Below are 21,669 nucleotides of genomic sequence, written 5' to 3' on the forward strand. Positions count from 1 at the left end.
GCCTGAGCTTGAAGAAGAGCCCGAGCTTTACAATGAGCCTGAACTTGCAGAAGAGCCTGAGCTTGACGATGAGCCTGAACTTGCAGAAGAACCTGAGCTTAAAGAAGAATCTGAACTTATAGATGTAACGGTTGATGATTTTTCAGATACATCAGAGTCGCTTCTTGATCCTGAAGATGCGCTTGAAGAATATACAGATGATACTTTAAAGAGCGTTGATGAGCTTTTAAATGAGCTACAACAAGCGACGGATGATGACTATATAGAAACACCAGATTGGTCTTTAGATGAGCTTGACGACGATCTTGAAGAAATAGAAGTAGATCTTGGCGACGATCCGTTAGCGGGCGACGATGACTCAGATCTTACAAAAATTGAAGAGCAGCTTGATAGCGATCTTATAACGCCAAGTGAAGAGTTAGATGAATATCCTGAACTTGAATTAGATGATGATCATTCATTATTGGAGAATGAACCTTCGTTTGAGCCGCAAGAACCTAAAGAAGATACACCGAGTGAAGAAAATGCAGTAGCACTTAGCCAAACAGAGAAAGATCTCGCAAATGCGCTTTCTGAAAATGCTAACTTAGATAGCTTAGAAGATGATTTTGATAATGACTTCTCTGAATCAGAAGCTAAGGTTGAAGACGAGTCGTTTGATGATGATTTACTGCAAGAAATTAATGACGGAATTGATTCTGTTGAACCAGTTAGTATAGAAGAGGATACCAAACCTCTTAACCTTGATGAAGTTCAAGAAACACTAGAAAGTGAGTTGCCATTTACCCCCGAAGAATTACAAGGTGATGATTTAGACGGTGAGGCGCAGGGAGTCGCTTCCAGCCAAGCTGAGCAGGACTTATCAAATGCGCTTTCTGAAAATACTGATTTAGATAGTTTAGAAGACGATTTTGATGATGAAATTTTAATTGAAGACGATTTTTCTGACTTAGATGTCGAGTTTGACGAAGATATTTTAGAGCAAGCGCTAACTGATGAGTTATCAGACGAGCAGCAAGAGCAAACAAATGCAGAGCGCGAAGCACAGTTAACAAACTCAGATGAAGCAGGTAGCACTGATATTAGCTCTGACGATGAACTTGATGAAGAGTTTATGTCAAATTTGACGCAAACTGATTTTGATTCATTACTTAGTGAGTTAGCGGAGCCTGAAGAATTAAGTGCTGAGGATAGCAGTGAATTTGATGTCGACTTTGACAGCTTGCTAAAAGAAGACTTAGAGGAAGATGACTCATTAACTACAAAAGAGCCACTTGTTGAAAGTAGTGATATTGAGCAACTTGATAATGATGAATTTGTAGATATAGATTCATTATTAGAAGAAAGTGAAGAGGCTGAACTTGAACACGAACCTTACACCGACGTTAATATGGATGTCGGTTTGAGTGAGTTTGATGCATTACTTGCTGGTGATAACCCAACCGATGTTGATGCTGAAAGTGGTGGCTACTCAGCTAAACTAGATTTAGCGCGTGCTTATATTGAAATTGATGATTTTGATTCTGCGCTCAAGGTCATTGAGGATGTCATCAACAAAGGCCCAGAAGAAGTTCAAGAAGAGGCACTTAGTTTAAAAGCGAAACTAAAATAACAAATTGTTAAAAAAACCCTTAATTGGTTATTCTAATTAAGGGTTTTTTTATGGATGTTAGTTTAATTATAACAGGAAAAGCAACGCATTAATGAAGCGAATTTTATAGTATGTAATTGTTATAAAAGAATAATTTACATCGTAATTATTAAGTTATTTGATTCATTAAAATGATCATGTTTTTAATAAAAAGGGTATTACCGCACACCTCCTTTTATTGCGTCGAGAGATAGCATAAAATGCCGTGTTCATTAGCACAGTAGGTAAAGCAGTAATTATGCGAGTAGCACTTGGAGTTGAATACAACGGCGTACGCTATAGTGGGTGGCAACGTCAATCACATGTAAATAGCGTACAACAAGAAGTAGAAAAGGCATTGTCGCGTATTTGTAATCACCCAGTTGAAGTAGTATGTGCGGGGCGAACTGATGCGGGTGTGCACGGTACAGGTCAAATAATACATTTTGAAACTGAAGCTTCGCGTGACATGGTCGCATTTACAATGGGTATGAATACCTTATTGCCTAAAGATATTGCTATTCGCTTTGCACAACCAGTTGCTGTCGATTTTCATGCTCGTTTTAGTGCAACCGCTCGCCGATACCGCTATATTATTTATAACTCTCCTTTTCGAGGAGCAGTGTTAAGCGAAGGGGTTACGCATTTTCATCACCCATTAGATGAAGTTAAAATGCAGGAAGCCTGTCAGTATTTGATCGGGACACACGATTTTACATCTTTTCGAGCGATCCATTGTCAAGCGAATACACCGACTCGTACTATTCATCATTTATCGGTACAGCGCCAAGGGTGTTACGTTATTATTGATATTAAGGCGAATGCGTTCTTACATCACATGGTACGTAATATAACGGGGAGCTTGATGGATATTGGCATACATAAGCAACAGCCTATTTGGTTGAAAGAATTACTTGATTGTAAAGAGCGTGCTAAAGCAAGTGCTACAGCTAAAGCTGCAGGTTTATACTTGGTTGATGTCGATTATCCTGAAGAGTTTAATATTCCTAAAATGCCTTTAGGTCCATTGTTTTTACCTGACGCTGAAATTTAGTTATGGTTGTCGTTAGTGCTTTTTATGAACACTTTTAACTACTAAGACCAGTTTTTTATACCGCGTTAGTGTAATTCATGTTTTAATTGAAAAAATTTGTCTGCTAATTACTATTGGCAGGCTCGCGACACAGAACAGCATTAAGAGAGTTGCAAATGAGTTGGCTAGAAAAAATCTTACCTAAAACGACAAAATCATCAGGTCGTAAAGAAATCCCAGAAGGTGTTTGGGCTAAGTGCACATCGTGTGATTCAATTTTATATAAAGCTGAATTAGAAAAGTCATTAAACGTATGTCCTAAGTGTAACCATCATATGCGTGTTAGTGGCCGTAAGCGCCTGGAGCACTTTTTAGATGAAGGTGACCGTCAAGAGCTTGGCACACAACATGAGCCTAAAGACATTCTTAAGTTTAAAGATTCTAAAAAATACTCTGATCGTATCAGTGCAGCCCAAAAAGCAAGTGGTGAAAAAGATGCACTTGTAGCTATGAAAGGCCGATTAAAAGGTATTCCAGTTGCAGCAGTAGCATTTGAGTTCTCGTTTATGGGTGGTTCAATGGCTTCTGTTGTTGGCGCTCGCTTTGTTGATGCTGTTGATCAATGTTTAGAGCATAACATGCCGCTTATTTGTTTTTCTGCATCAGGCGGTGCACGCATGCAAGAAGCGCTTATGTCTCTTATGCAAATGGCTAAAACAAGTGCTGCACTTGCAAAAATGACTGAAAAAGGTCTTCCGTTTATTTCAGTCATGACTGACCCAACTATGGGTGGTGTATCTGCATCACTTGCTATGCTGGGCGATATTAACGTTGCGGAACCTAAAGCATTAATTGGTTTTGCGGGTCCTCGTGTTATTGAGCAAACTGTTCGCGAAACATTACCTGAAGGCTTTCAGCGTAGTGAATTTTTGCTTGAACACGGTGCAATTGACATGATTATTGACCGCCGTGAAATGCGCGATACCCTTGCACGCATTTTAGCTAAATTTATGAACTTGCCTTCTACGGAACAAGAGCATAGAGTAGCGTAAATTTCAGCTTTACTGATTACACGCTATGACAAAAAAAACTCCTAGCCAATCATCAAGCCTTGATGATTGGCTTTTTTATTTAGAAAGTGTTCACCCAGCTAACATTGCTATGGGCTTAGAACGAGTTGCTAATGTTGCTAACAATATTGGCCTGTTAAACACTCCAAGTAAAATTATTCTTATTGCCGGTACAAACGGTAAGGGCACCACAGCACGCTGCTTAGAGTCGCTATTGCTAGCGCAAGGTTTCAATGTGGGTACTTACGCATCTCCACATTTAATTCGTTATAACGAGCGTGTACGAGTTAATGGGGAAGAATTGGCAGACCAATTTCATATAGATGCTTTTCACCAGCTTGAGCAAGGCCGTAAAGACACTCCTCTGACTTATTTTGAATATGGTACTTTGGGTGCGTTGGCAATTTTTAAACGCTGTAACGTCGATTATGTATTGCTAGAGGTTGGTTTAGGTGGGCGCTTTGACGCCACAAATATAGTCACTCCCTTTGCAAGCGTGATCACGACTATAGACTTAGACCATAAAGAGTACTTGGGTGATACCCGTGAGTTAGTGGCTTATGATAAAGCCGGTATTTTTCGTGAAAATACTCCCGCTATTATAGGGGATTTAAATATTCCTCACACAATGACTGATTATGGTAAAGAAATTAATGCCAACATGACGCTGTCGGGCAGTGACTTTATTTTTAAAGAAAATGCTGAGAGCTTTAATTGGCAATATAAAGAACATAATCTTGAAATAGATAAGCCTGCAATACCGTGTCAAAATGCAGCTACCGCATTAACTACGCTAAGTGTTTTAAACTTATTACCTAGTGAATCAATTATACGAAGTTGTTTAGCTAATTTAGTTGTCGAAGGGCGATTTCAACAGTTAAGTATTGAGCCTTTAGTCTTTACCGATGTAGCACACAACCCTGAGTCGGCGCGTTATTTAGCCAATAAGTTATTAAGCTATAAAGATAAAGGCTTTAAAATTCATGCATTAGCCGCTATGCTTGCTGATAAAGATAAAGCGGGTGTATTTAAAGAAGTAAGTCACTTGGTCGATGAGTGGTCATTAGCGAGCTTAAGTGGCCCGCGAGGTGACACTGCAAGTAATTTACAAAATGCACTGCAGAAATTGTCTCATCATAATACTATTAATAGCTATGATAGTGTGGCACAAGCACTGAATGTAATTTTACCAGAACAACAAAGTGATACTATGTTGATTATATTTGGTTCATTTTTTACAGTTGCTGGCGCTATTAATTACTTTAAAAAATAGAGAGGATGTCGGTGAACTCAAGTTTTATTAATCGCTTAGTCGGAACAAGTATAGTGGTGATCGCAGCAATTGTGTTTATCCCTAATATACTCGATGGCGAAAAAGTGCATTATAAAGAAGGCTTTAAAGCGATCCCAGACCGCCCTGAGTTCAAAACAATCGATCTTCAAGAGTCAATTGATGAAAATATGGCTAATGCTGAGCCACTAAAGCAAGATGAAATTGAAGACATTCAAGCTGACGATGAAGCTTTTGAGCAGCAAAGCGCGAAGGATGAGAGTGATTACGCTGTGGAAGATAAAGTTGTTGAAGCAACTATAGAACCCAAAGCTACACCAATTACAAAAGCGCCTGTTCAAGCTAAGCCAGAGCCAATTGCACCACGTAAAAGTGATGAAAACCTAACGAGTATGGCCTATGTTATTCAATTAGGTAGTTTTTCACATGTTGCAAACGTTAAAGCATTACAGGCTAAATTAAAGGCTGAAGGGTTTAAAACGTTTACTAAACCGATTAAAACCCCAAATGGGACATTAACCAAAGTATTTGTTGGTCCTTCGCTTGATAAAAGTGAATTACAAAAGCAGCTCCCCCAGCTCAAAGAGCTTACTAAATTAAATGGTAAAGTTACGCAGTACGAAGTAACAAAATAATTTTAAAAAGGCTTGTATAACAAGCCTTTTTTTATTTATTTATATTTTTTTATCATTATCTTTATCTCACAATACCTAGACTAGAATGTTAATTTTTTGTATTAACTACAACCCAGTAATCTCCCGTTTAAACTTGCATACTAACGATGTTTGGGTATAGAATGCGCCCCAAATTAGCGACTAATTGGTTCTTATGATCTGGGTTGATTACGCCATTATTGGCATCATTGTATTGTCTACCATCATCGGTTTAATACGCGGCTTTGTAAAAGAAGCAATGTCATTAGCGGTATGGGCTGGCGCCTTTATCATCTCTAGCTTATTTTACCAATATTTAGCTTCCTTCCTAACAACCATTTCTGAACCCCTTTTAAGAAATGCGGCGGCCATCGCCATATTATTCTTTGTGACGCTACTGTTAGGCGGTTTACTAAACTACATTTTAGGTGAGCTCGTACATCGTACTGGTTTATCGGGTACCGACCGTGTCTTTGGCATAGTGTTTGGTGCTCTACGAGGCGTGTTGGTCGTGAGCGCGTTACTCTTCTTTCTTGATGCTTTTACTGGTGCACCCAATACGCACTGGTGGGGCAATTCTATTTTGATTCCAGAATTTGGCTTTGTTGTTGAATGGTTCTTTTCGTACCTAGAAAACAACTCGAGCTTTTTAAATTCAGTAAACCGTTAATCGGCGAGGATAAATTACATGTGTGGTATCGTTGGAATAGTCGGAACATCCCCTGTCAATCAGGCGATTTATGATGGCTTAACTGTTTTGCAGCACCGTGGTCAAGATGCCGCGGGTATCATTACCATTGAGAATAATACGTTCAGCTTACGCAAAGCAAATGGCTTAGTGAAAGATGCCTTTCACACTCGTCATATGAAACGACTACAAGGTACGATAGGTCTTGGCCATGTGCGCTATCCTACAGCAGGGTCTTCAAGCTCATCTGAAGCACAGCCTTTTTATGTTAACTCACCGTTTGGTATAGCGCTTGCCCATAATGGTAACCTTACTAATGCAGAAGCTTTAAAAGAGCAGTTATTCTCAGAAGCACGTCGTCATGTAAATACAACATCTGATTCAGAAATCTTACTCAACATCATGGCACATGAACTAAGTAAATCTGATAAGTTGCATTTAGACCCTGAAGATATATTTACTGCGGTAACCGAGGTAAATAATAAAGTAAGCGGTGGTTATGCAACAATTGCTATGATTATTGGTCACGGTATTGTTGCTTTTCGCGACCCGAATGGTATCCGTCCACTTGTATTTGGTAAACGTGAGACTGCAAAAGGCACTGAGTACATGTTCGCCTCTGAAAGCGTTGCGTTAAAACCGGACGGCTTTGAGTTTGTACGTGACGTAGCCCCTGGTGAAGCTATATATGTTACAGAAGAAGGTGAATTTCATTCACTTAGTTGTGCAGATAAAGCATCTTACTCGCCGTGTATTTTTGAATTTGTTTATTTTGCTCGACCTGATTCAACAATAGACCGTATGTCTGTTTATGCAACACGCGTAAACATGGGCACAAAACTAGGCGAAAAAATTGCACGCGAATGGGCTGATAAAGACATTGATGTAGTTATCCCAATCCCAGAAACTTCATGCGATGTAGCACTGGAAATTGCACGTGTGCTTGATTTACCGTATCGCCAAGGTTTTGTTAAAAACCGTTATATTGGTCGTACATTTATCATGCCTGGCCAAGAGATGCGTAAAAAATCAGTGCGTCAAAAGCTAAACGCAATTGATCGCGAGTTTAAAGGTAAAAACGTATTATTGGTTGATGACTCAATTGTTCGTGGTACAACATCAGCACAAATTGTTGAAATGGCTCGAGAGTCTGGTGCTAAAAATGTTTACTTTGCATCCGCAGCGCCTGAAATACGCTTCCCTAATGTGTACGGTATTGATATGCCTTCAGCAGCAGAGCTTATTGCTCACGGACGTGAAGTGGAAGATATTAATGCAAGTATTGGCTCTGACGGTTTAATCTTTCAATCGTTAAAAGATTTAATAGCTGCGGTTAGCCAAGAAAATCCTGAAATTACTAAGTTCGAAACCTCAGTATTTGATGGGCAATATATTACAGGCGATATTGATCAAAACTATTTAAACCGTATTGATGAGCTACGTAACGATTCAGCAAAAAGCACCCGCGAAAGTGCGATGTCTTCAAGTTTAGAGATTCACAACCAAGACGAAAACGAAGCTGATTAATAATTAGTTAATAAAAAGTCGTTACATAAAAAAAGGAGCTAATTAGCTCCTTTTTTGCGAAGGAAAGAAAGGGAACATTTCTATCAAACACGACTCTTTATTAGCTAAACTTTATTAAGTAAACATTGGACTAACAATCCCATTTGTCCAAAGCATAGCTGTTACAGCTAAAATAATAACTAGTAATATTAATCCACACGTTACAACCGAGCTGGCATAAATAAAGCCACGCTCTTGTGGAATATGCATAAGTATTGGTACGCCGGTATAAAGTAAGTAGACCGAGTAAGCTAGTGCAATAATTCCAATACACACTACAAACCAAAGTACAGGCCAAAAGGCGGCAAGCGCCGACATAAACACAGGTGTTGCAGTATAAGCTGCAAGTTCAAGTGTTTGTGTAAATGTAGGCTTAGAGCCAAATGTAACGGCCATCCAATGAGCCAAATACGCCAATGCAAAAACACCCGCTATTAAAGCAAAATACATTGCAACTGCAATTAACAGCGCACTATCGTGCGTTAAAAATACAGGATCGCCTGCGCCTATACTCCATCCTAAATAAACAGATGAGTAATAACCCATTATTGAAGGAAACAAAGCAATCAGTAAAATATGCGACAAACTATAGGTTAAACTTTCATGGCGATTATCTATTGTTTGCCATTCTTCAAGTGGGTGAGCATAAATGCCCCAGAGGTGATTTAGTATCATAGTGCTTACTCCATAAAAGGAACGTATTACTGTTTTGGTTGGTTTATTTTTATACAGTCTATGTACAGTTATGGTTCACTTATTTTGCAAAGTCAAGTTAACTCACTATTAACATTTTTGCACAGGTTAGGGCTTTGATTTATCCCAAACAAAATTTCGTGTTAAAATAATGGCATATCAAATTTATTTAGTAATGAGCAGTCAACGTGCCACATAGCCAACTTTTAGAGCCGATCAATAACTTTTTAGTGTGTACAACCCCACAGCAGTGGGTGGAGCAGGCAATTAAAAAAGAGAACTTATCAGTCATCTTAATCGATCACTTAATTTGTGAGTTAAAAGCGGCTCAAAGTGCGATGTTTTTAATACGTAAATACGCTGTTGATAAAGAGGGCAGTGATGCCTTACTCGAGTGGCTAAAGCCATTTGAAACGCTTATTTATAAGCGTGAAGGAAACTGGCGTGATCTCGTGGCTAAAAATAAGCTAACTAAATCAATAATTCCTAAATCTAATTCGCCATATGGACAAGATTTAATTGATAAAATGGTATTGTTGATAAAAGAAGAGTTGCATCATTTTTACCAAGTGCTCGAAATTATGGACGAGTACGGTGTAGAGTACCAAAGCATTACACCATGTCGTTATGCAAAAGGCATGCTTCGTCATGTTAAAACGTTTGAGCCAAATGCCCTTGTTGATAAATTAATTGTAGGCGCTTACATTGAGGCGCGTTCATGTGAGCGTTTCGCAAAGCTTGCGCCGCATGTTGACAAACGTTTAGGTGATTTTTATATTTCGCTGCTGCGCTCTGAAGCCCGTCATTACCAAGATTATCTAACTTTAGCGCAAGAAGTTGCTGATTTTGATATTACCGAACGAGTTAAAGAATTTGGCGAGATTGAAGCCGAATTAATTTCATCACAGGATGAAGATTTTAAGTTTCATAGTGGCTTGCCAATAGCAGAAAGCTAATTTTCTTTTAAAAAATTAATGTATTCAGCTGTTTTTTGATTGCTGAAATTGTGTTTCTTCATGATTTCAGCAATGCTTCCGTTTTCAATTATTATATCAATCCCTCTATTAAACTTTTGTAAGTACTCTTTTGCCCTGTAATTTGATTTAGAGACAACTAAATATAGTTTATGAGAAGCAAGATCTGGCAATAAGTACTCAATTTTATTCTTATCTAAATCAACTTCGTTATTGTGCTCAAGCCAATACTTCCCTACTTCTTTAGTGCCTGCGACCAAATCAATACGTCCTTGTTGTAGCAGGTATAAACTTGTAGGAAGGCTTTTAGTAGATGTTATTGCCAGCTCAGTATTTCTAGCTCTAGCAAACTCTTGGCTTACAAAGGCATTGTCTTCTGTACCAATACTATAAGGTGTTAATGACTGAACTGTACCATCGAAGTTAATAGCACTCTCTTTGCGTTTAAAAATTCCTGAATGAGCAACTGCAAGTGGGCGAGAGTAGTAAAAAACTTCATTTCTTTTTAATGAATAAAAAGCGCCTAAAATAGCTGTTTTTCTCTTTTTTTCTAATAGCTTTAGGGCGCGGTCCCATGTCGTAAACTCGGCTTCGCTATTAATGCCTTGAGTTTTAAGGGCTGATTGAGTGATTTCATATAACCAACCGTTATCAGGAAGGTTTTCGCTAAAATAGGGAGGGTAGTTTTCAGTAACAATTTGCCATGTTTGCTCGCTAAATACTTTGGTAGGAATGGCAATTACTACGATGAAAATTAACAGCTTAATCATTAAACCTCTCACTATTATTCAAATATATAGTTAAATAATAGTCAGGATTTTAAATTATGCGAAAGGCGTGCTAATTAATTCTTGTGATTGAGGGGTAACGACTAAATAAGAGCCTTGGGTATACCAGTCACCTAGCACTGTACGAGTAAGCGTTTGTTCATTAACTTTATAGGTATGAACATTAGGGCGGTGAGTATGACCATGAATCATATTAGTAACGTTATGTTTGGCAAAGGTGGCAAGCACGGCTTCATCTACAACGTCTAAAATTTCGATAGGTTTATCAGCTTGGCTCAACTTACTTTTTTCACGGGCATTACGCGCTATTTTTTTACGATACCAAAGTGGCATTGCAAGCATTAATTTTGGCCACCACCAACCACGGCTTTTTTTACGAAATTTTTGATACTCAGTATCTTGAGTACACATTTCGTCGCCATGTAAAATAACGGTAGGCGTACCATATAAATCAATGACTGTTTGTTCATCGAGTAAAGTCATTGCGGCCATGTCTGCATATTGCTTGCGCATGATGAAATCACGGTTGCCATGTATAAAATAAACAGGTGTCCCACCATCATTAACGGCGCTTAAATGCTTTGCTACATCGGCACTCAGCGCTGTAATGTAGTCATCTCCAACCCATACTTCAAAAAAATCACCCAAAATATAAAGTGCATCTACATCTTTATTTAGTATATGCGTATTTAAAAAGTCAAAAAATGCAGCGCTAATGTCGGGGCGGTTTTCGCTTAGGTGTAAATCTGCAATAAAGTAAGTTTGGCGAGTCATAGGTCAGTCTTTTCGATATAAATAAAGCGGGCGTATACACATTGCGTAAATGCCCGCCGATACTCCACATTACGTGGGTAAACTTACTATTAGCTAACAGTAACGCTTTCGATGATCACATCTTCAAGAGGCACGTCTTGGTGAAAACCAGTACTACCTGTTGCTACGCCTTTTATTTTATTTACTACGTCCATACCTTCTACTACTTCAGCAAAAACACAGTAACCCCAGCCTTGCGATGTTTCGCTGCTGTGGTTTAAAAAGTCATTGTTGTTCACGTTAATGAAAAACTGCGCTGTAGCTGAATGAGGATCAGGCGTACGCGCCATTGCTAAAGTACCTATCTTGTTAGATAGGCCATTATTAGCTTCATTTTTAATTGGGTCGTTAACTTCTTTTTGTTCCATACCTGGTACAAAACCACCGCCTTGCACCATAAAACCATCGATTACACGATGAAAGATAGTGCCGTTGAAAAAATCAGCATTTGCATACTCTAAAAAGTTTTTAACAGTGTTTGGAGCTTCTTGCTCAAACATTTTAATGGTGATGTCACCAAAATTGGTGTGTAGAACAACCATGTGTTTTCCTATATCTGGTTTAAATATTGGCGCTATTTTATCGTAGTTGGCTAAGATTAACAAAGTAGATGTTTGGTTTGTTATAAAGCGCTAGAGCAGGGGCTTTTCAAGTGGTAACATAACTGTTCAAGTAAATAGTCAAGGACTCAAAGTAAATGGTAAATATATACAACACACTCACGCGACAAAAAGAGCAATTTAAACCTATGGTCGAAGGCAAAATCGACATGTATGTGTGTGGTATCACCATTTATGATTACTGCCATATTGGACACGCTCGTACTTTTGTTGGTTTTGACGTTATTGTGCGCTATTTACGTCATATTGGTTACGATTTAAAATATGTACGTAACATTACAGATATCGACGATAAAATAATTAAACGCGCAAATGAAAATGGTGAGTCAATAAACGATTTAACTGTGCGCATGACTAAAGCGATGCATGAAGATTTTGATAGCCTAAATATGCTACGCCCAGATATTGAACCAACAGTTACAAGCCATATGGATGAAATTATCGTTATGGTTAAGCGCTTGATTGAAAAGGGCCATGCCTATGTTGCAGCTGATGGCGATGTATTGTTTGATGTATCAACGTTTGAGCAATACGGTGCGCTTTCTCAGCAAGATTTAACTATGCTGCAATCGGGCTCTCGCGTTGAAGTAGCGCAAGATAAAGACGATCCACTTGATTTTGTGTTATGGAAAAAAGCCAAAGCAGGTGAGCCATCATGGTCATCACCGTGGGGTGAAGGGCGTCCTGGTTGGCATATTGAATGTTCGGCAATGAGCTCAAAACACTTAGGTGAGCATTTTGATATTCACGGTGGGGGGTCTGATTTACAGTTTCCACATCATGAAAACGAAATTGCCCAGTCGTGCTGTGCAAACAACGGCAAGTATGTAAATACATGGATACATACTGGCATGGTGCAAGTAAATAAAGAAAAAATGTCTAAGTCGTTAGATAACTTTTTTACTGTGCGTGAAGTTTTAAAAGCATACGATGCCGAATCTGTTCGTTACTTTTTAATTTCAGGACATTACCGCAGCCAATTAAATTACTCGCAAGAGAATTTAGACCAAGCGCGCTCATCACTTGAACGCATTTATACAGCGCTTCGTGATGTCGTACCGGTAGAATGCGATTTAGAAGGCAATGAGTTTGTTGCTAAATTTAGAAAAGCAATGAATGATGACTTTAATACACCAGAAGCACTACCTGTGTTGTTCGAACTTGCTAAAGAATTAAACCGCGTAAAAGAAAGTGACGCAGGTCAAGCTGGCAAGTTAGCGTTTATACTGCGTAGCCTTGGTGAAGTGTTAGGCGTTGCTCAACAAGCACCGGAAGCTTTTTTACAAGGTGGGCAAGATGACGACGAAGTTGCGACAATTGAAGCATTAATTGTAAAACGTAATGAAGCACGTGCTAGTAAGGACTGGGCTGCTGCTGATGAAGCTCGCGATGCACTTAATGCATTAGGTGTAATACTTGAAGATTCAGCTGGTAAAACAACGTGGCGTAAAGCGTAAGCGTTTAAAGTAATTCAGGTCAAACTAAAAAAGGGTTGCCAAATGGCAACCCTTTTTTGATTTTTTAAACAGCTTAGCTGTGATACTTTTCACACGCTTCAAGTGTGTTTTCAATTAAGCTTGCGACAGTCATCGGGCCAACGCCACCTGGTACAGGTGTAATAAAATGCGCTTTTTGTTCGGCCACACTGTATTGAACATCACCGACTAATTTACCCGTATCTAAGCGGTTAATGCCCACATCGATAACAATAGCGCCTTCTTTTATCCAATCTCCCGGTATAAATTCAGGTTTACCGACAGCCACAACTAATAAGTCAGCGCGGCGAACATGTGTTTCTAAGTCTTGAGTAAACTTATGACATACAGTGGTAGTACAACCTGCTAATAAAAGCTCTAACGACATTGGACGACCAACAATATTTGACGCGCCAACGACAACTGCATGCATCCCTTTATAACGTACACCCGTTGAATCAAGTAATGTAATAATACCTTTAGGCGTACATGGGCGAAGGGCAGGCATACGCTGTGCTAATCGACCAATGTTATATGGATGAAATCCATCAACATCTTTATGTGGGGTAATACGTTCTAAAATCTTTTCAGCATCAAGACCTTTTGGCAGTGGTAACTGCACTAAAATTCCATCAACTTCGGCATCATTATTTAGCTCGTCAATTAAATCTAAAAGAGTTTGCTCTTGTGTGTCTGCTGGTAAATCAAATGATTTAGAGATAAAACCGACTTCTTCACAGGCTTTACGTTTTGAACCAACATAAACTTGGCTTGCTGGATCAAGTCCTACAAGTACTACTGCAAGTCCTGGTGCACGTAAACCATTTGCTACACGTTCACTTACGCGTTCTGCTACAGCGCTACGTACTTGTTTTGCGATTGCCTTACCATCAATGATGTTTGCCGTCATGGGTGACCTTTAATTGGGGTTAATTAACTAGATACCGATACTCTAAAAACGAATGCATAATAAAATAGGGGTAAAAATGCTAATAAAGAAAAATACGCTCTTTATTTAACTCGTTTTATAATGTGCCTACTATTTTCGCAGAAAAGCATAGCAGCGCCAAGTTGCTTTTAAGGTATATAACGTTTGAGCTGTTAAATAGTTTAAAATTCAGCCGACTATTGTAATATTTAACCATTGTGCACTAAAAATGAGCACTTGATTGGTTTTCTTAAAAAAACGTTTGACCTAACCCCGTCAAATCACTATTATGCACCCCGTTGTCAACGAGGTCACTCGCTAACAATAATAAGTTTCGGCGATTAGCGCAGTTTGGTAGCGCACTTGGTTTGGGTCCAAGGGGTCGCAGGTTCAAATCCTGCATCGCCGACCATTTTTTTATAATTTTTTATAATCGAATAGCTTATTGGTAAACTATGAAGTTTTCGATGCGCCCATAGCTCAGCTGGATAGAGCAACGCCCTTCTAAGGCGTCGGTCGAAGGTTCGAATCCTTCTGGGTGCACCATTTGAAAACATGTAAATATAGCGGTGATTGTAGCTCAGTTGGTAGAGCCCCGGATTGTGATTCCGGTTGTCGTGGGTTCGAGCCCCATCAGTCACCCCATTTACAACGAATATCGGCGATTAGCGCAGTTTGGTAGCGCACTTGGTTTGGGTCCAAGGGGTCGCAGGTTCAAATCCTGCATCGCCGACCATTTTCTTAAAATGGTCTTAAACTCTAAGTTTAAGTGTTCAGTATGAAAAAAGAAGTTAACTCTTCAATGTCGGCGATTAGCGCAGTTTGGTAGCGCACTTGGTTTGGGTCCAAGGGGTCGCAGGTTCAAATCCTGCATCGCCGACCATTTTCTTATCCAATAAGAACAATAAATAAACTCCTCTAAGTTATAAATCTAAATCTGTTAGCCTATAATTCTATTAAATAATTTCTATTTTATTCTATTTAGTCCGTAGTTAGCCTGTTTTTTATTCAGTTAGTCTTTATAGTCCCTTATCTAGTCCAAATAATTGCCCCCTATACTCGACTATCATAAATATTAGGTTATAATGCCGCGTCTATTGTTTAACATAGTGCCCGAAGGGCAAAGCAGCAATGGTGTCTCATGGTAGCGACGGATGCTTTTAAGTGTGAAAAACCGCTTAAACTTTATCAAGACTCATGCAGAACACTTTGTTTGTAAAGGAAGGCGAACAGTCGCCAAAATTGAATATTGAGGTAAATCATGCAAGTTTCTGTTGAGACGACCCAAGGCCTTGAGCGCCGTATAACTATCACCGTTCCTTCAGAGAACGTTGAGACCGAAGTAAAAAAACGCCTACAACAACTGTCAAAAACACAGCGTATAGATGGTTTCCGTGCTGGTAAAGTTCCAGTATCTGTAATTAACAAGCGTTTTGGCCCTGCAGTTCGTCAAGAAGTTGCTGGCGAAGTAATGCAACGTAATTATATTGAAGCAATCGTTTCTGAAAAAATCAATCCAGCTGGCGCGCCTACATTCGCTCCTAAATCACTTGAAGCAGGTAAAGATTTAGAATTCTCAGCAACGTTTGAAGTTTACCCTGAAGTTGAAGTTCAAGGTTTAGATAAAATTACTGTTGAAAAACCAGCAGTAACAGTAACTGACGAAGATTTAGCTAACATGCTAGAAACACTTCGTAAGCAACACGCAGCGTGGGCTGATGTTGATGCAGCTGCTGGCGAAAACGACCGTGTAACAGTTGATTTCGTAGGTACTATCGACGGTGAAGTATTTGAAGGCGGCAAAGCTGAAGACTTCCCATTAGAACTTGGCCAAGGTCGTATGATCCCAGGTTTTGAAGATAACATCGTAGGTAAAAAAGCAGGCGAAGAAGTAGTAGCTGATGTAACTTTCCCTGATGATTACCACGCTGAAAACTTAAAAGGTAAAGCGGCTCAATTCACTATCACAGTGAAAAAAGTTGAAGCGCAAGAATTACCAGAATTAAGCGAAGAGTTTGCAACTAAATTCGGTGTTACCGAAGGCGGCGTAGACGCGCTTAAAGAAGAAGTTAAAAAGAACATGACACGTGAGCTAGACCAAGCGGTTAAAGCAAGCGTTAAAGACCAAGCAATCAAAGGTCTTTTAGCTAACAACGAAATCGAAGTGCCTAAAGCACTTGTTGATCAAGAAGTTGATGCTCTACGTCAGCAAGCAGCTCAACGTTTTGGCGGCGACGCTCAAAACATGCCAGAGCTTCCAGCTGAATTGTTCCACGAGCAAGCTGTAACACGTGTAAAAACTGGCCTTTTATTAGGTGAAGTGATTAAAGCTAACGACATCAAAGTTGATGATGCTAAAGTTGAAGCATTAATCGCAACAGTAGCTTCTGCATACGAAGATCCAACTGAAGTAGTAGAATACTACAAAGGTAATGATCAACTTATGCAGCAAATGCGTAATGTAGCAATGGAAGAGCAAGCTGTTGAAGCTATTTTAGCTAAAGCAGTTGTTACTGATGTTGAAAAAGCATTTGATGACATCATGAATCCACAGCAAGGTGCTTAATAAGTCATTGACTTAAGCTCTCGCTAACGATTAAATGGCTCGTGTTACTCTGTTTATACAGCGTGCCCGGGCCATTTTAGTTTTTGGCTCTAAATTTGCGAAAAACGATAACTATGCTTCCTTATAATAAGGATAAGTATAAGCGCATAAGGAATTAAATAAGTATGAATACTGGTATTACAGATCCCCTAAATGCATTGGTCCCAATGGTTGTTGAACAAACACCAAAAGGCGAGCGCTCGTATGATATTTATTCGAGATTATTAAAAGAGCGTATTATCTTTTTAACAGGTCAAGTTGAAGACAACATGGCAAATCTGATCTTAGCGCAAATGCTATTTTTAGAATCAGAGAATCCTGATAAAGATATCTTTTTATATATCAACTCACCAGGTGGTTCAGTAACTGCGGGTATGGCTATTTACGACACAATGAACTTCATCAAACCAGATGTAAGTACAATATGTGTAGGTCAAGCTGCAAGCATGGGTGCTTTTTTACTTACTGCTGGTGCTAAAGGTAAGCGTTTTTGCCTACCAAACTCACGTGTGATGATTCACCAACCATTAGGTGGTTTCCAAGGTCAAGCATCTGACTTTGAAATACACGCTAAAGAAATTCTGTCTATTAAAGATAAGCTTAACCGCTTAATGGCTGAGCATACAGGCCAACCATTAGATATTATCTCTAAAGACACAGATCGTGATAACTTCATGAGTGCTTCGCAAGCTGTAGATTACGGCTTGGTAGACTCTGTGTTTACAAATCGCGACAAAAAGTAAGCGCTTGGTAAGCAGGACTGCCTGTTTGCCACTTTGAGTTACTATGCGAAAACCAATAAATTTTGGTATAGTTAAAGCGTATTGAAATAGCCGCCAATAGTTTTGGTGGCCAACGTAATAAAATGAGGTAGCTGAATGTCTGACACTCCTACAGACGGCGACAAAAGTAATAAATTGTTATACTGCTCTTTTTGTGGCAAAAGCCAACACGAAGTGCGTAAATTAATTGCAGGCCCTTCAGTATACGTTTGTGATGAATGTGTAGAGTTGTGTAACGATATTATCAGGGAAGAGATCAAAGACATTGCTCCTAAGCATGATACGTCTGACAAACTACCTGTACCAAAAGAAATTCGTAAACACTTAGACGATTATGTTATTGGTCAAGACCATGCTAAAAAAGTATTGTCTGTTGCCGTTTATAACCATTATAAACGCCTACGTAACCAATCGACTAAGCAAGACATTGAATTAAGTAAAAGTAATATTTTGCTTATCGGCCCAACAGGTAGTGGCAAAACATTACTTGCAGAAACATTAGCGCGCCTACTTGACGTGCCGTTTACTATGGCCGATGCCACTACATTAACCGAAGCAGGTTATGTAGGTGAAGATGTTGAAAACATCATTCAAAAGCTTTTACAAAAGTGCGATTACGATGTTGAAAAAGCACAGCGCGGTATTGTCTACATCGATGAAATTGACAAGATTTCTCGTAAATCAGATAATCCTTCAATTACGCGTGACGTATCAGGCGAGGGCGTTCAACAGGCGCTACTTAAACTGATTGAAGGCACCGTTGCTTCTGTTCCACCGCAAGGTGGTCGTAAACATCCACAGCAAGAGTTTTTACAAGTAGATACATCTAAAATCTTGTTTATTTGTGGTGGTGCATTTTCAGGCCTAGATAAAGTAATTGAGCAACGTAGCCATAAAAACACCGGTATCGGTTTTGGCGTTAGCGTAAAAGAGTCTGCGGCGAGTCGTTCTTTAAGTGAAACATTTAAAGATGTAGAGCCAGAAGATTTAGTTAAATATGGCTTAATTCCTGAGTTTATAGGCCGTTTGCCGGTAGTGGCTACATTAACTGAGCTTGATGAAGCAGCTCTTGTGCAAATATTGAGTGAACCTAAAAACGCGATTACTAAACAGTTTTCAGTATTGTTTGGTATGGAAGATGTTGAACTTGAGTTTCGCGATGATGCCTTAGCTGCTATTGCTCACAAAGCAATGGAGCGTAAAACAGGTGCACGTGGTCTTCGTTCAATTGTTGAAGGCGTGTTACTTGATACTATGTACGAACTTCCTTCAATGGATGATGTAAGCAAAGTGGTTATTGATGAAACCGTTATTAAAGGTGAGTCAGACCCAATCTTGATTTATGAAAATAATAAGCAAGATAAAGCTTCATCAGAATAGTTTTTAAGCTATTTGAATGGAAAAAGGAGCCTTAGGCTCCTTTTTTTATAATTAATTTAATCGAGTTAGGGAAAATTGTTGAACTTTAATTAGGTTATCCCCATATACTTGAGTAATCTTTAAAATAAATGAAGTGCGAAGAGAAACTATAATGACGCTTGAGAGAACCGACCGAGTCGAAATCCCAGTCCTTGCACTGCGCGATGTTGTGGTATATCCGCACATGGTGATCCCGCTTTTTGTTGGCCGTGAAAAATCAATAAAATGCCTAGAAGCGGCAATGGACAAAGACAAACAAATTTTCTTGGTTGCACAAAAAGATGCAACTGTAGATGAACCAGAGCAAGATGATATTTATCGTATCGGTACTATTGCCACTGTACTTCAGTTATTAAAATTACCAGACGGTACAGTTAAAGTTTTAGTCGAAGGTACACAGCGCGCACAAATTGAAGAGTTTGTTGATAACGATGATTTTTTTGTCGCTAATGCTCAATTTATTGAATCTGATTCTGTAGATGAACAAGAGCAAGATATTTTTATCCGAAGCGCAATTAGCCAGTTTGAAGGCTATGTAAAGCTAAATAAAAAAATTCCACCTGAAGTACTAACTTCGGTTTCAGGTATTGATGAGCCAGCACGCCTTGCCGACACAATGGCAGCGCATATGCCGCTTAAAGTACCTGAAAAACAAAAAGTGCTCGAAATTTCAAGTGTTACAGAACGTCTTGAATATTTAATGGCACTAATGGAAGGCGAAATAGACTTATTGCAAGTTGAGAAGAAAATTCGTACCCGCGTTAAAAAGCAGATGGAAAAATCTCAGCGCGAGTATTACCTCAATGAGCAAATGAAAGCCATTCAAAAAGAACTTGGTGAGCTTGATGATGTGCCTGACGAATTTGAAGCGCTTAAAAAGCGTATTGAAGATTCTGGCATGCCTGATGAAGCTAAAGAAAAGGCAACTACAGAGCTCAATAAGCTTAAAATGATGTCGCCAATGTCTGCCGAAGCGACTGTAGTGCGTTCATACATAGATACATTAATTAATGTGCCATGGAAAAAACGCTCTAAAGTGAAAAAAGACTTAGCAGGCGCACAAAAAATTCTTGATAGCGATCACCACGGCTTAGATAAAGTAAAAGAACGCATTATTGAGTACCTCGCGGTGCAACAGCGTACTAATAAGCTCAAAGGGCCAATTTTATGTTTAGTTGGACCACCAGGTGTTGGTAAAACATCACTTGGGCAATCTATAGCGCGTTCTACTGGTCGTAAGTATGTTCGTATGGCGCTTGGCGGCGTTCGCGATGAAGCCGAGATTCGCGGTCATCGTCGTACATACATTGGTTCAATGCCAGGTAAGCTAATTCAAAACATGACAAAAGTGGGCGTTAAAAACCCATTATTCTTATTAGATGAAATCGATAAGATGTCATCAGATATGCGCGGCGACCCAGCATCAGCACTGTTAGAGGTGCTTGATCCGGAACAAAACAGTCATTTTGCCGACCACTATCTTGAAGTCGATTACGATTTATCTGACGTTATGTTTGTAGCAACATCAAACAGCTTTAACATTCCTGGTCCATTACTGGACCGTATGGAAGTTATTCGCTTGTCGGGTTACACCGAAGATGAAAAGCTAAACATTGCAAAAGAGCACTTAATTACTAAACAAGTTAAACGTAACGGCTTAAAAGAGTCTGAAATAGTTATCGAAGACAGCGCAATTATTGGCATTATTCGTTATTACACACGTGAAGCGGGTGTACGTAACTTAGAGCGCGAAATTTCGAAACTATGCCGTAAAGCAGTTAAAAATATCTTGCTTGAAAAAGACACTAAAATAGTGACCATCAATCAAGATAACCTAGAAGACTTTTTAGGTGTGCAGCGCTTTGATTATGGTAAAGCTGAAGATGGCGACCGTATTGGTCAAGTTACAGGCTTAGCATGGACAGAAGTTGGCGGTGATTTGCTAACAATTGAATGTGCGGCAGTGCCAGGTAAAGGCAAGTTAAGTTACACCGGTTCTCTTGGCGATGTAATGCAAGAGTCGATTCAAGCGGCAATGACGGTTGTGCGTAATCGAGCAGATACTTTCCGTATTAACAGCGACTTTTACGAAAAACGTGATATTCACGTACACGTACCTGAGGGCGCAACACCAAAAGATGGTCCTAGTGCGGGCGCAGCAATGGTAACAGGTCTTGTATCTAGCTTAACGGGTAATCCTGTACGAGCAGATGTTGCTATGACTGGTGAAATTACGCTACGCGGTGAAGTACTTCCGATTGGTGGCTTAAAAGAGAAGTTATTAGCGGCGCATCGTGGTGGAATTAAAACAGTGATCATTCCAAAAATTAACGAACGTGACTTAAAAGAGATACCAGACAACGTATTGGCTGGCCTCGATATTCACCCAGTTACTTGGATTGACGAGGTGTTAAAGCTTGCTTTAGTGCATCCTGTTGAGAGTTTTTCGGTCGAAACACCTAAAAACCAAGAAAAAACATAAAAAAAGTGCTTTTTAGGGCTTTTCAAATCTAAACGGTATGATAAGTTAAGCACTGGTTTTCAAGCCTAGCCCTTACGGGGCCTAGGCTTAAGAAAAATATAATCATGTGGGCATTAAAAGTTTGCTCTAAAATTTTCAAAAAAGTGATGTTAGTTTAAA

Annotated in this window: 18 protein-coding genes and 5 tRNA genes; 18 read left to right on the forward strand and 5 right to left on the reverse strand. The window is 39.4% G+C overall.

The window, feature by feature from the left end; translation table 11 throughout:
• The 7 genes from H5087_RS10545 to purF all read left to right on the forward strand — a co-directional run.
• The coding region (locus tag H5087_RS10545) for a FimV/HubP family polar landmark protein (protein WP_310736467.1) at nucleotides 1–1,612 on the forward strand (1,612 nt) is incomplete at its 5' end.
• Nucleotides 1,613–1,889: 277 nt separating this feature from the next.
• Nucleotides 1,890–2,684 carry a tRNA pseudouridine(38-40) synthase TruA gene (truA, locus tag H5087_RS10550; RefSeq protein ID WP_002958360.1) on the forward strand — a complete coding sequence of 265 codons (795 nt, stop codon included), beginning with the start codon at nucleotides 1,890–1,892 and terminating at the stop codon, nucleotides 2,682–2,684.
• 155 nt (nucleotides 2,685–2,839) lie between these two features.
• A complete protein-coding gene (gene accD, locus H5087_RS10555) occupies nucleotides 2,840–3,715 on the forward strand; it encodes an acetyl-CoA carboxylase, carboxyltransferase subunit beta (protein ID WP_002958359.1) in 876 nt (291 codons plus the stop codon).
• A 25-nt stretch (nucleotides 3,716–3,740) separates the two neighbouring features.
• Nucleotides 3,741–5,006, forward strand: coding sequence for a bifunctional tetrahydrofolate synthase/dihydrofolate synthase (gene folC, locus H5087_RS10560; protein ID WP_182672001.1), 1,266 nt, complete (start codon nucleotides 3,741–3,743; stop codon nucleotides 5,004–5,006).
• Between the two features lie 11 nt (nucleotides 5,007–5,017).
• Nucleotides 5,018–5,659, forward strand: a complete 642-nt coding sequence (locus H5087_RS10565; protein WP_182672002.1) for an SPOR domain-containing protein — start codon at nucleotides 5,018–5,020, stop codon at nucleotides 5,657–5,659.
• Between the two features lie 193 nt (nucleotides 5,660–5,852).
• The gene (locus tag H5087_RS10570) at nucleotides 5,853–6,347 is read left to right on the forward strand and encodes a CvpA family protein (RefSeq protein ID WP_182672060.1); all 495 of its coding nucleotides are present in this window, start codon (nucleotides 5,853–5,855) and stop codon (nucleotides 6,345–6,347) included.
• Nucleotides 6,348–6,365: 18 nt separating this feature from the next.
• A complete protein-coding gene (purF, locus tag H5087_RS10575; protein WP_024596369.1) occupies nucleotides 6,366–7,892 on the forward strand; it encodes an amidophosphoribosyltransferase in 1,527 nt (508 codons plus the stop codon).
• Between the two features lie 114 nt (nucleotides 7,893–8,006).
• Here purF and H5087_RS10580 read toward each other — a convergent pair whose 3' ends face one another.
• Nucleotides 8,007–8,606: a Yip1 family protein gene (locus H5087_RS10580; protein ID WP_002958354.1), complete on the reverse strand. Its 600-nt coding sequence runs from the start codon at nucleotides 8,604–8,606 to the stop codon at nucleotides 8,007–8,009.
• Nucleotides 8,607–8,812: 206 nt separating this feature from the next.
• On the opposite strand from H5087_RS10580, the gene miaE reads away from it, so the two are divergent.
• The gene (gene miaE, locus H5087_RS10585; RefSeq protein ID WP_182672003.1) at nucleotides 8,813–9,580 is read left to right on the forward strand and encodes a tRNA isopentenyl-2-thiomethyl-A-37 hydroxylase MiaE; all 768 of its coding nucleotides are present in this window, start codon (nucleotides 8,813–8,815) and stop codon (nucleotides 9,578–9,580) included.
• Here miaE and H5087_RS10590 read toward each other — a convergent pair.
• The 3 genes from H5087_RS10590 to H5087_RS10600 all read right to left on the reverse strand — a co-directional run bounded on the left by H5087_RS10590 (nucleotide 9,577) and on the right by H5087_RS10600 (nucleotide 11,741).
• Entirely contained in the window at nucleotides 9,577–10,368 is a 792-nt protein-coding gene (locus tag H5087_RS10590) for a transporter substrate-binding domain-containing protein (RefSeq protein ID WP_182672004.1), read from the reverse strand. The two genes, miaE and H5087_RS10590, sit on opposite strands and share 4 nt — an antisense overlap.
• A 54-nt stretch (nucleotides 10,369–10,422) precedes the next feature.
• Complete coding sequence (locus H5087_RS10595; RefSeq protein WP_002958351.1) at nucleotides 10,423–11,160, reverse strand: UDP-2,3-diacylglucosamine diphosphatase; 738 nt, start codon at nucleotides 11,158–11,160, stop codon at nucleotides 10,423–10,425.
• 89 nt (nucleotides 11,161–11,249) lie between these two features.
• Nucleotides 11,250–11,741: a peptidylprolyl isomerase gene (locus tag H5087_RS10600; protein ID WP_002958350.1), complete on the reverse strand. Its 492-nt coding sequence runs from the start codon at nucleotides 11,739–11,741 to the stop codon at nucleotides 11,250–11,252.
• A gap of 155 nt (nucleotides 11,742–11,896) precedes the next feature.
• Between H5087_RS10600 and cysS the strand changes: the two genes are divergently transcribed.
• The gene (gene cysS, locus H5087_RS10605) at nucleotides 11,897–13,276 is read left to right on the forward strand and encodes a cysteine--tRNA ligase (protein ID WP_182197511.1); all 1,380 of its coding nucleotides are present in this window, start codon (nucleotides 11,897–11,899) and stop codon (nucleotides 13,274–13,276) included.
• A gap of 73 nt (nucleotides 13,277–13,349) precedes the next feature.
• Here cysS and folD read toward each other — a convergent pair whose 3' ends face one another.
• A complete protein-coding gene (folD, locus tag H5087_RS10610; RefSeq protein WP_002958348.1) occupies nucleotides 13,350–14,204 on the reverse strand; it encodes a bifunctional methylenetetrahydrofolate dehydrogenase/methenyltetrahydrofolate cyclohydrolase FolD in 855 nt (284 codons plus the stop codon).
• Nucleotides 14,205–14,557: 353 nt separating this feature from the next.
• On the opposite strand from folD, the gene H5087_RS10615 reads away from it, so the two are divergent.
• The 9 genes from H5087_RS10615 (at nucleotide 14,558) to lon (ending at nucleotide 21,510) form a co-directional block, all read left to right on the forward strand.
• Nucleotides 14,558–14,634, forward strand: a tRNA-Pro gene (locus H5087_RS10615).
• A gap of 57 nt (nucleotides 14,635–14,691) precedes the next feature.
• Nucleotides 14,692–14,768: transfer RNA gene (locus tag H5087_RS10620), tRNA-Arg, on the forward strand.
• Between the two features lie 23 nt (nucleotides 14,769–14,791).
• Nucleotides 14,792–14,867: transfer RNA gene (locus H5087_RS10625), tRNA-His, on the forward strand.
• A gap of 14 nt (nucleotides 14,868–14,881) precedes the next feature.
• Nucleotides 14,882–14,958: transfer RNA gene (locus tag H5087_RS10630), tRNA-Pro, on the forward strand.
• Between the two features lie 70 nt (nucleotides 14,959–15,028).
• Nucleotides 15,029–15,105, forward strand: a tRNA-Pro gene (locus H5087_RS10635).
• 378 nt (nucleotides 15,106–15,483) lie between these two features.
• The gene (tig, locus tag H5087_RS10640; protein ID WP_002958347.1) at nucleotides 15,484–16,788 is read left to right on the forward strand and encodes a trigger factor; all 1,305 of its coding nucleotides are present in this window, start codon (nucleotides 15,484–15,486) and stop codon (nucleotides 16,786–16,788) included.
• 164 nt (nucleotides 16,789–16,952) lie between these two features.
• Nucleotides 16,953–17,570, forward strand: a complete 618-nt coding sequence (clpP, locus tag H5087_RS10645; protein WP_002958346.1) for an ATP-dependent Clp endopeptidase proteolytic subunit ClpP — start codon at nucleotides 16,953–16,955, stop codon at nucleotides 17,568–17,570.
• 135 nt (nucleotides 17,571–17,705) lie between these two features.
• Entirely contained in the window at nucleotides 17,706–18,989 is a 1,284-nt protein-coding gene (clpX, locus tag H5087_RS10650; protein ID WP_182672005.1) for an ATP-dependent protease ATP-binding subunit ClpX, read from the forward strand.
• Between the two features lie 151 nt (nucleotides 18,990–19,140).
• A complete protein-coding gene (gene lon, locus H5087_RS10655) occupies nucleotides 19,141–21,510 on the forward strand; it encodes an endopeptidase La (protein WP_024596372.1) in 2,370 nt (789 codons plus the stop codon).
• The last annotated feature ends 159 nt before the right edge of the window (nucleotides 21,511–21,669 follow it).

The sequence above is a fragment of the Pseudoalteromonas sp. SR43-7 genome (assembly GCF_014163785.1).
In the GTDB taxonomy this organism is placed as follows: Bacteria; Pseudomonadota; Gammaproteobacteria; order Enterobacterales; family Alteromonadaceae; genus Pseudoalteromonas; species Pseudoalteromonas distincta.

Coding starts and splice junctions, on each gene's coding strand:
- H5087_RS10580 (WP_002958354.1), bottom strand. CDS start 8,606: ATGATACTAAATCACCTCTGGGGCATTTATGCTCACCCACTTGAAGAA.
- H5087_RS10590 (WP_182672004.1), bottom strand. CDS start 10,368: ATGATTAAGCTGTTAATTTTCATCGTAGTAATTGCCATTCCTACCAAA.
- tig (WP_002958347.1), top strand. CDS start 15,484: ATGCAAGTTTCTGTTGAGACGACCCAAGGCCTTGAGCGCCGTATAACT.
- H5087_RS10570 (WP_182672060.1), top strand. CDS start 5,853: ATGATCTGGGTTGATTACGCCATTATTGGCATCATTGTATTGTCTACC.
- purF (WP_024596369.1), top strand. CDS start 6,366: ATGTGTGGTATCGTTGGAATAGTCGGAACATCCCCTGTCAATCAGGCG.
- clpP (WP_002958346.1), top strand. CDS start 16,953: ATGAATACTGGTATTACAGATCCCCTAAATGCATTGGTCCCAATGGTT.
- truA (WP_002958360.1), top strand. CDS start 1,890: ATGCGAGTAGCACTTGGAGTTGAATACAACGGCGTACGCTATAGTGGG.
- cysS (WP_182197511.1), top strand. CDS start 11,897: ATGGTAAATATATACAACACACTCACGCGACAAAAAGAGCAATTTAAA.
- lon (WP_024596372.1), top strand. CDS start 19,141: ATGACGCTTGAGAGAACCGACCGAGTCGAAATCCCAGTCCTTGCACTG.
- clpX (WP_182672005.1), top strand. CDS start 17,706: ATGTCTGACACTCCTACAGACGGCGACAAAAGTAATAAATTGTTATAC.
- folD (WP_002958348.1), bottom strand. CDS start 14,204: ATGACGGCAAACATCATTGATGGTAAGGCAATCGCAAAACAAGTACGT.
- H5087_RS10595 (WP_002958351.1), bottom strand. CDS start 11,160: ATGACTCGCCAAACTTACTTTATTGCAGATTTACACCTAAGCGAAAAC.
- folC (WP_182672001.1), top strand. CDS start 3,741: ATGACAAAAAAAACTCCTAGCCAATCATCAAGCCTTGATGATTGGCTT.
- accD (WP_002958359.1), top strand. CDS start 2,840: ATGAGTTGGCTAGAAAAAATCTTACCTAAAACGACAAAATCATCAGGT.
- H5087_RS10600 (WP_002958350.1), bottom strand. CDS start 11,741: ATGGTTGTTCTACACACCAATTTTGGTGACATCACCATTAAAATGTTT.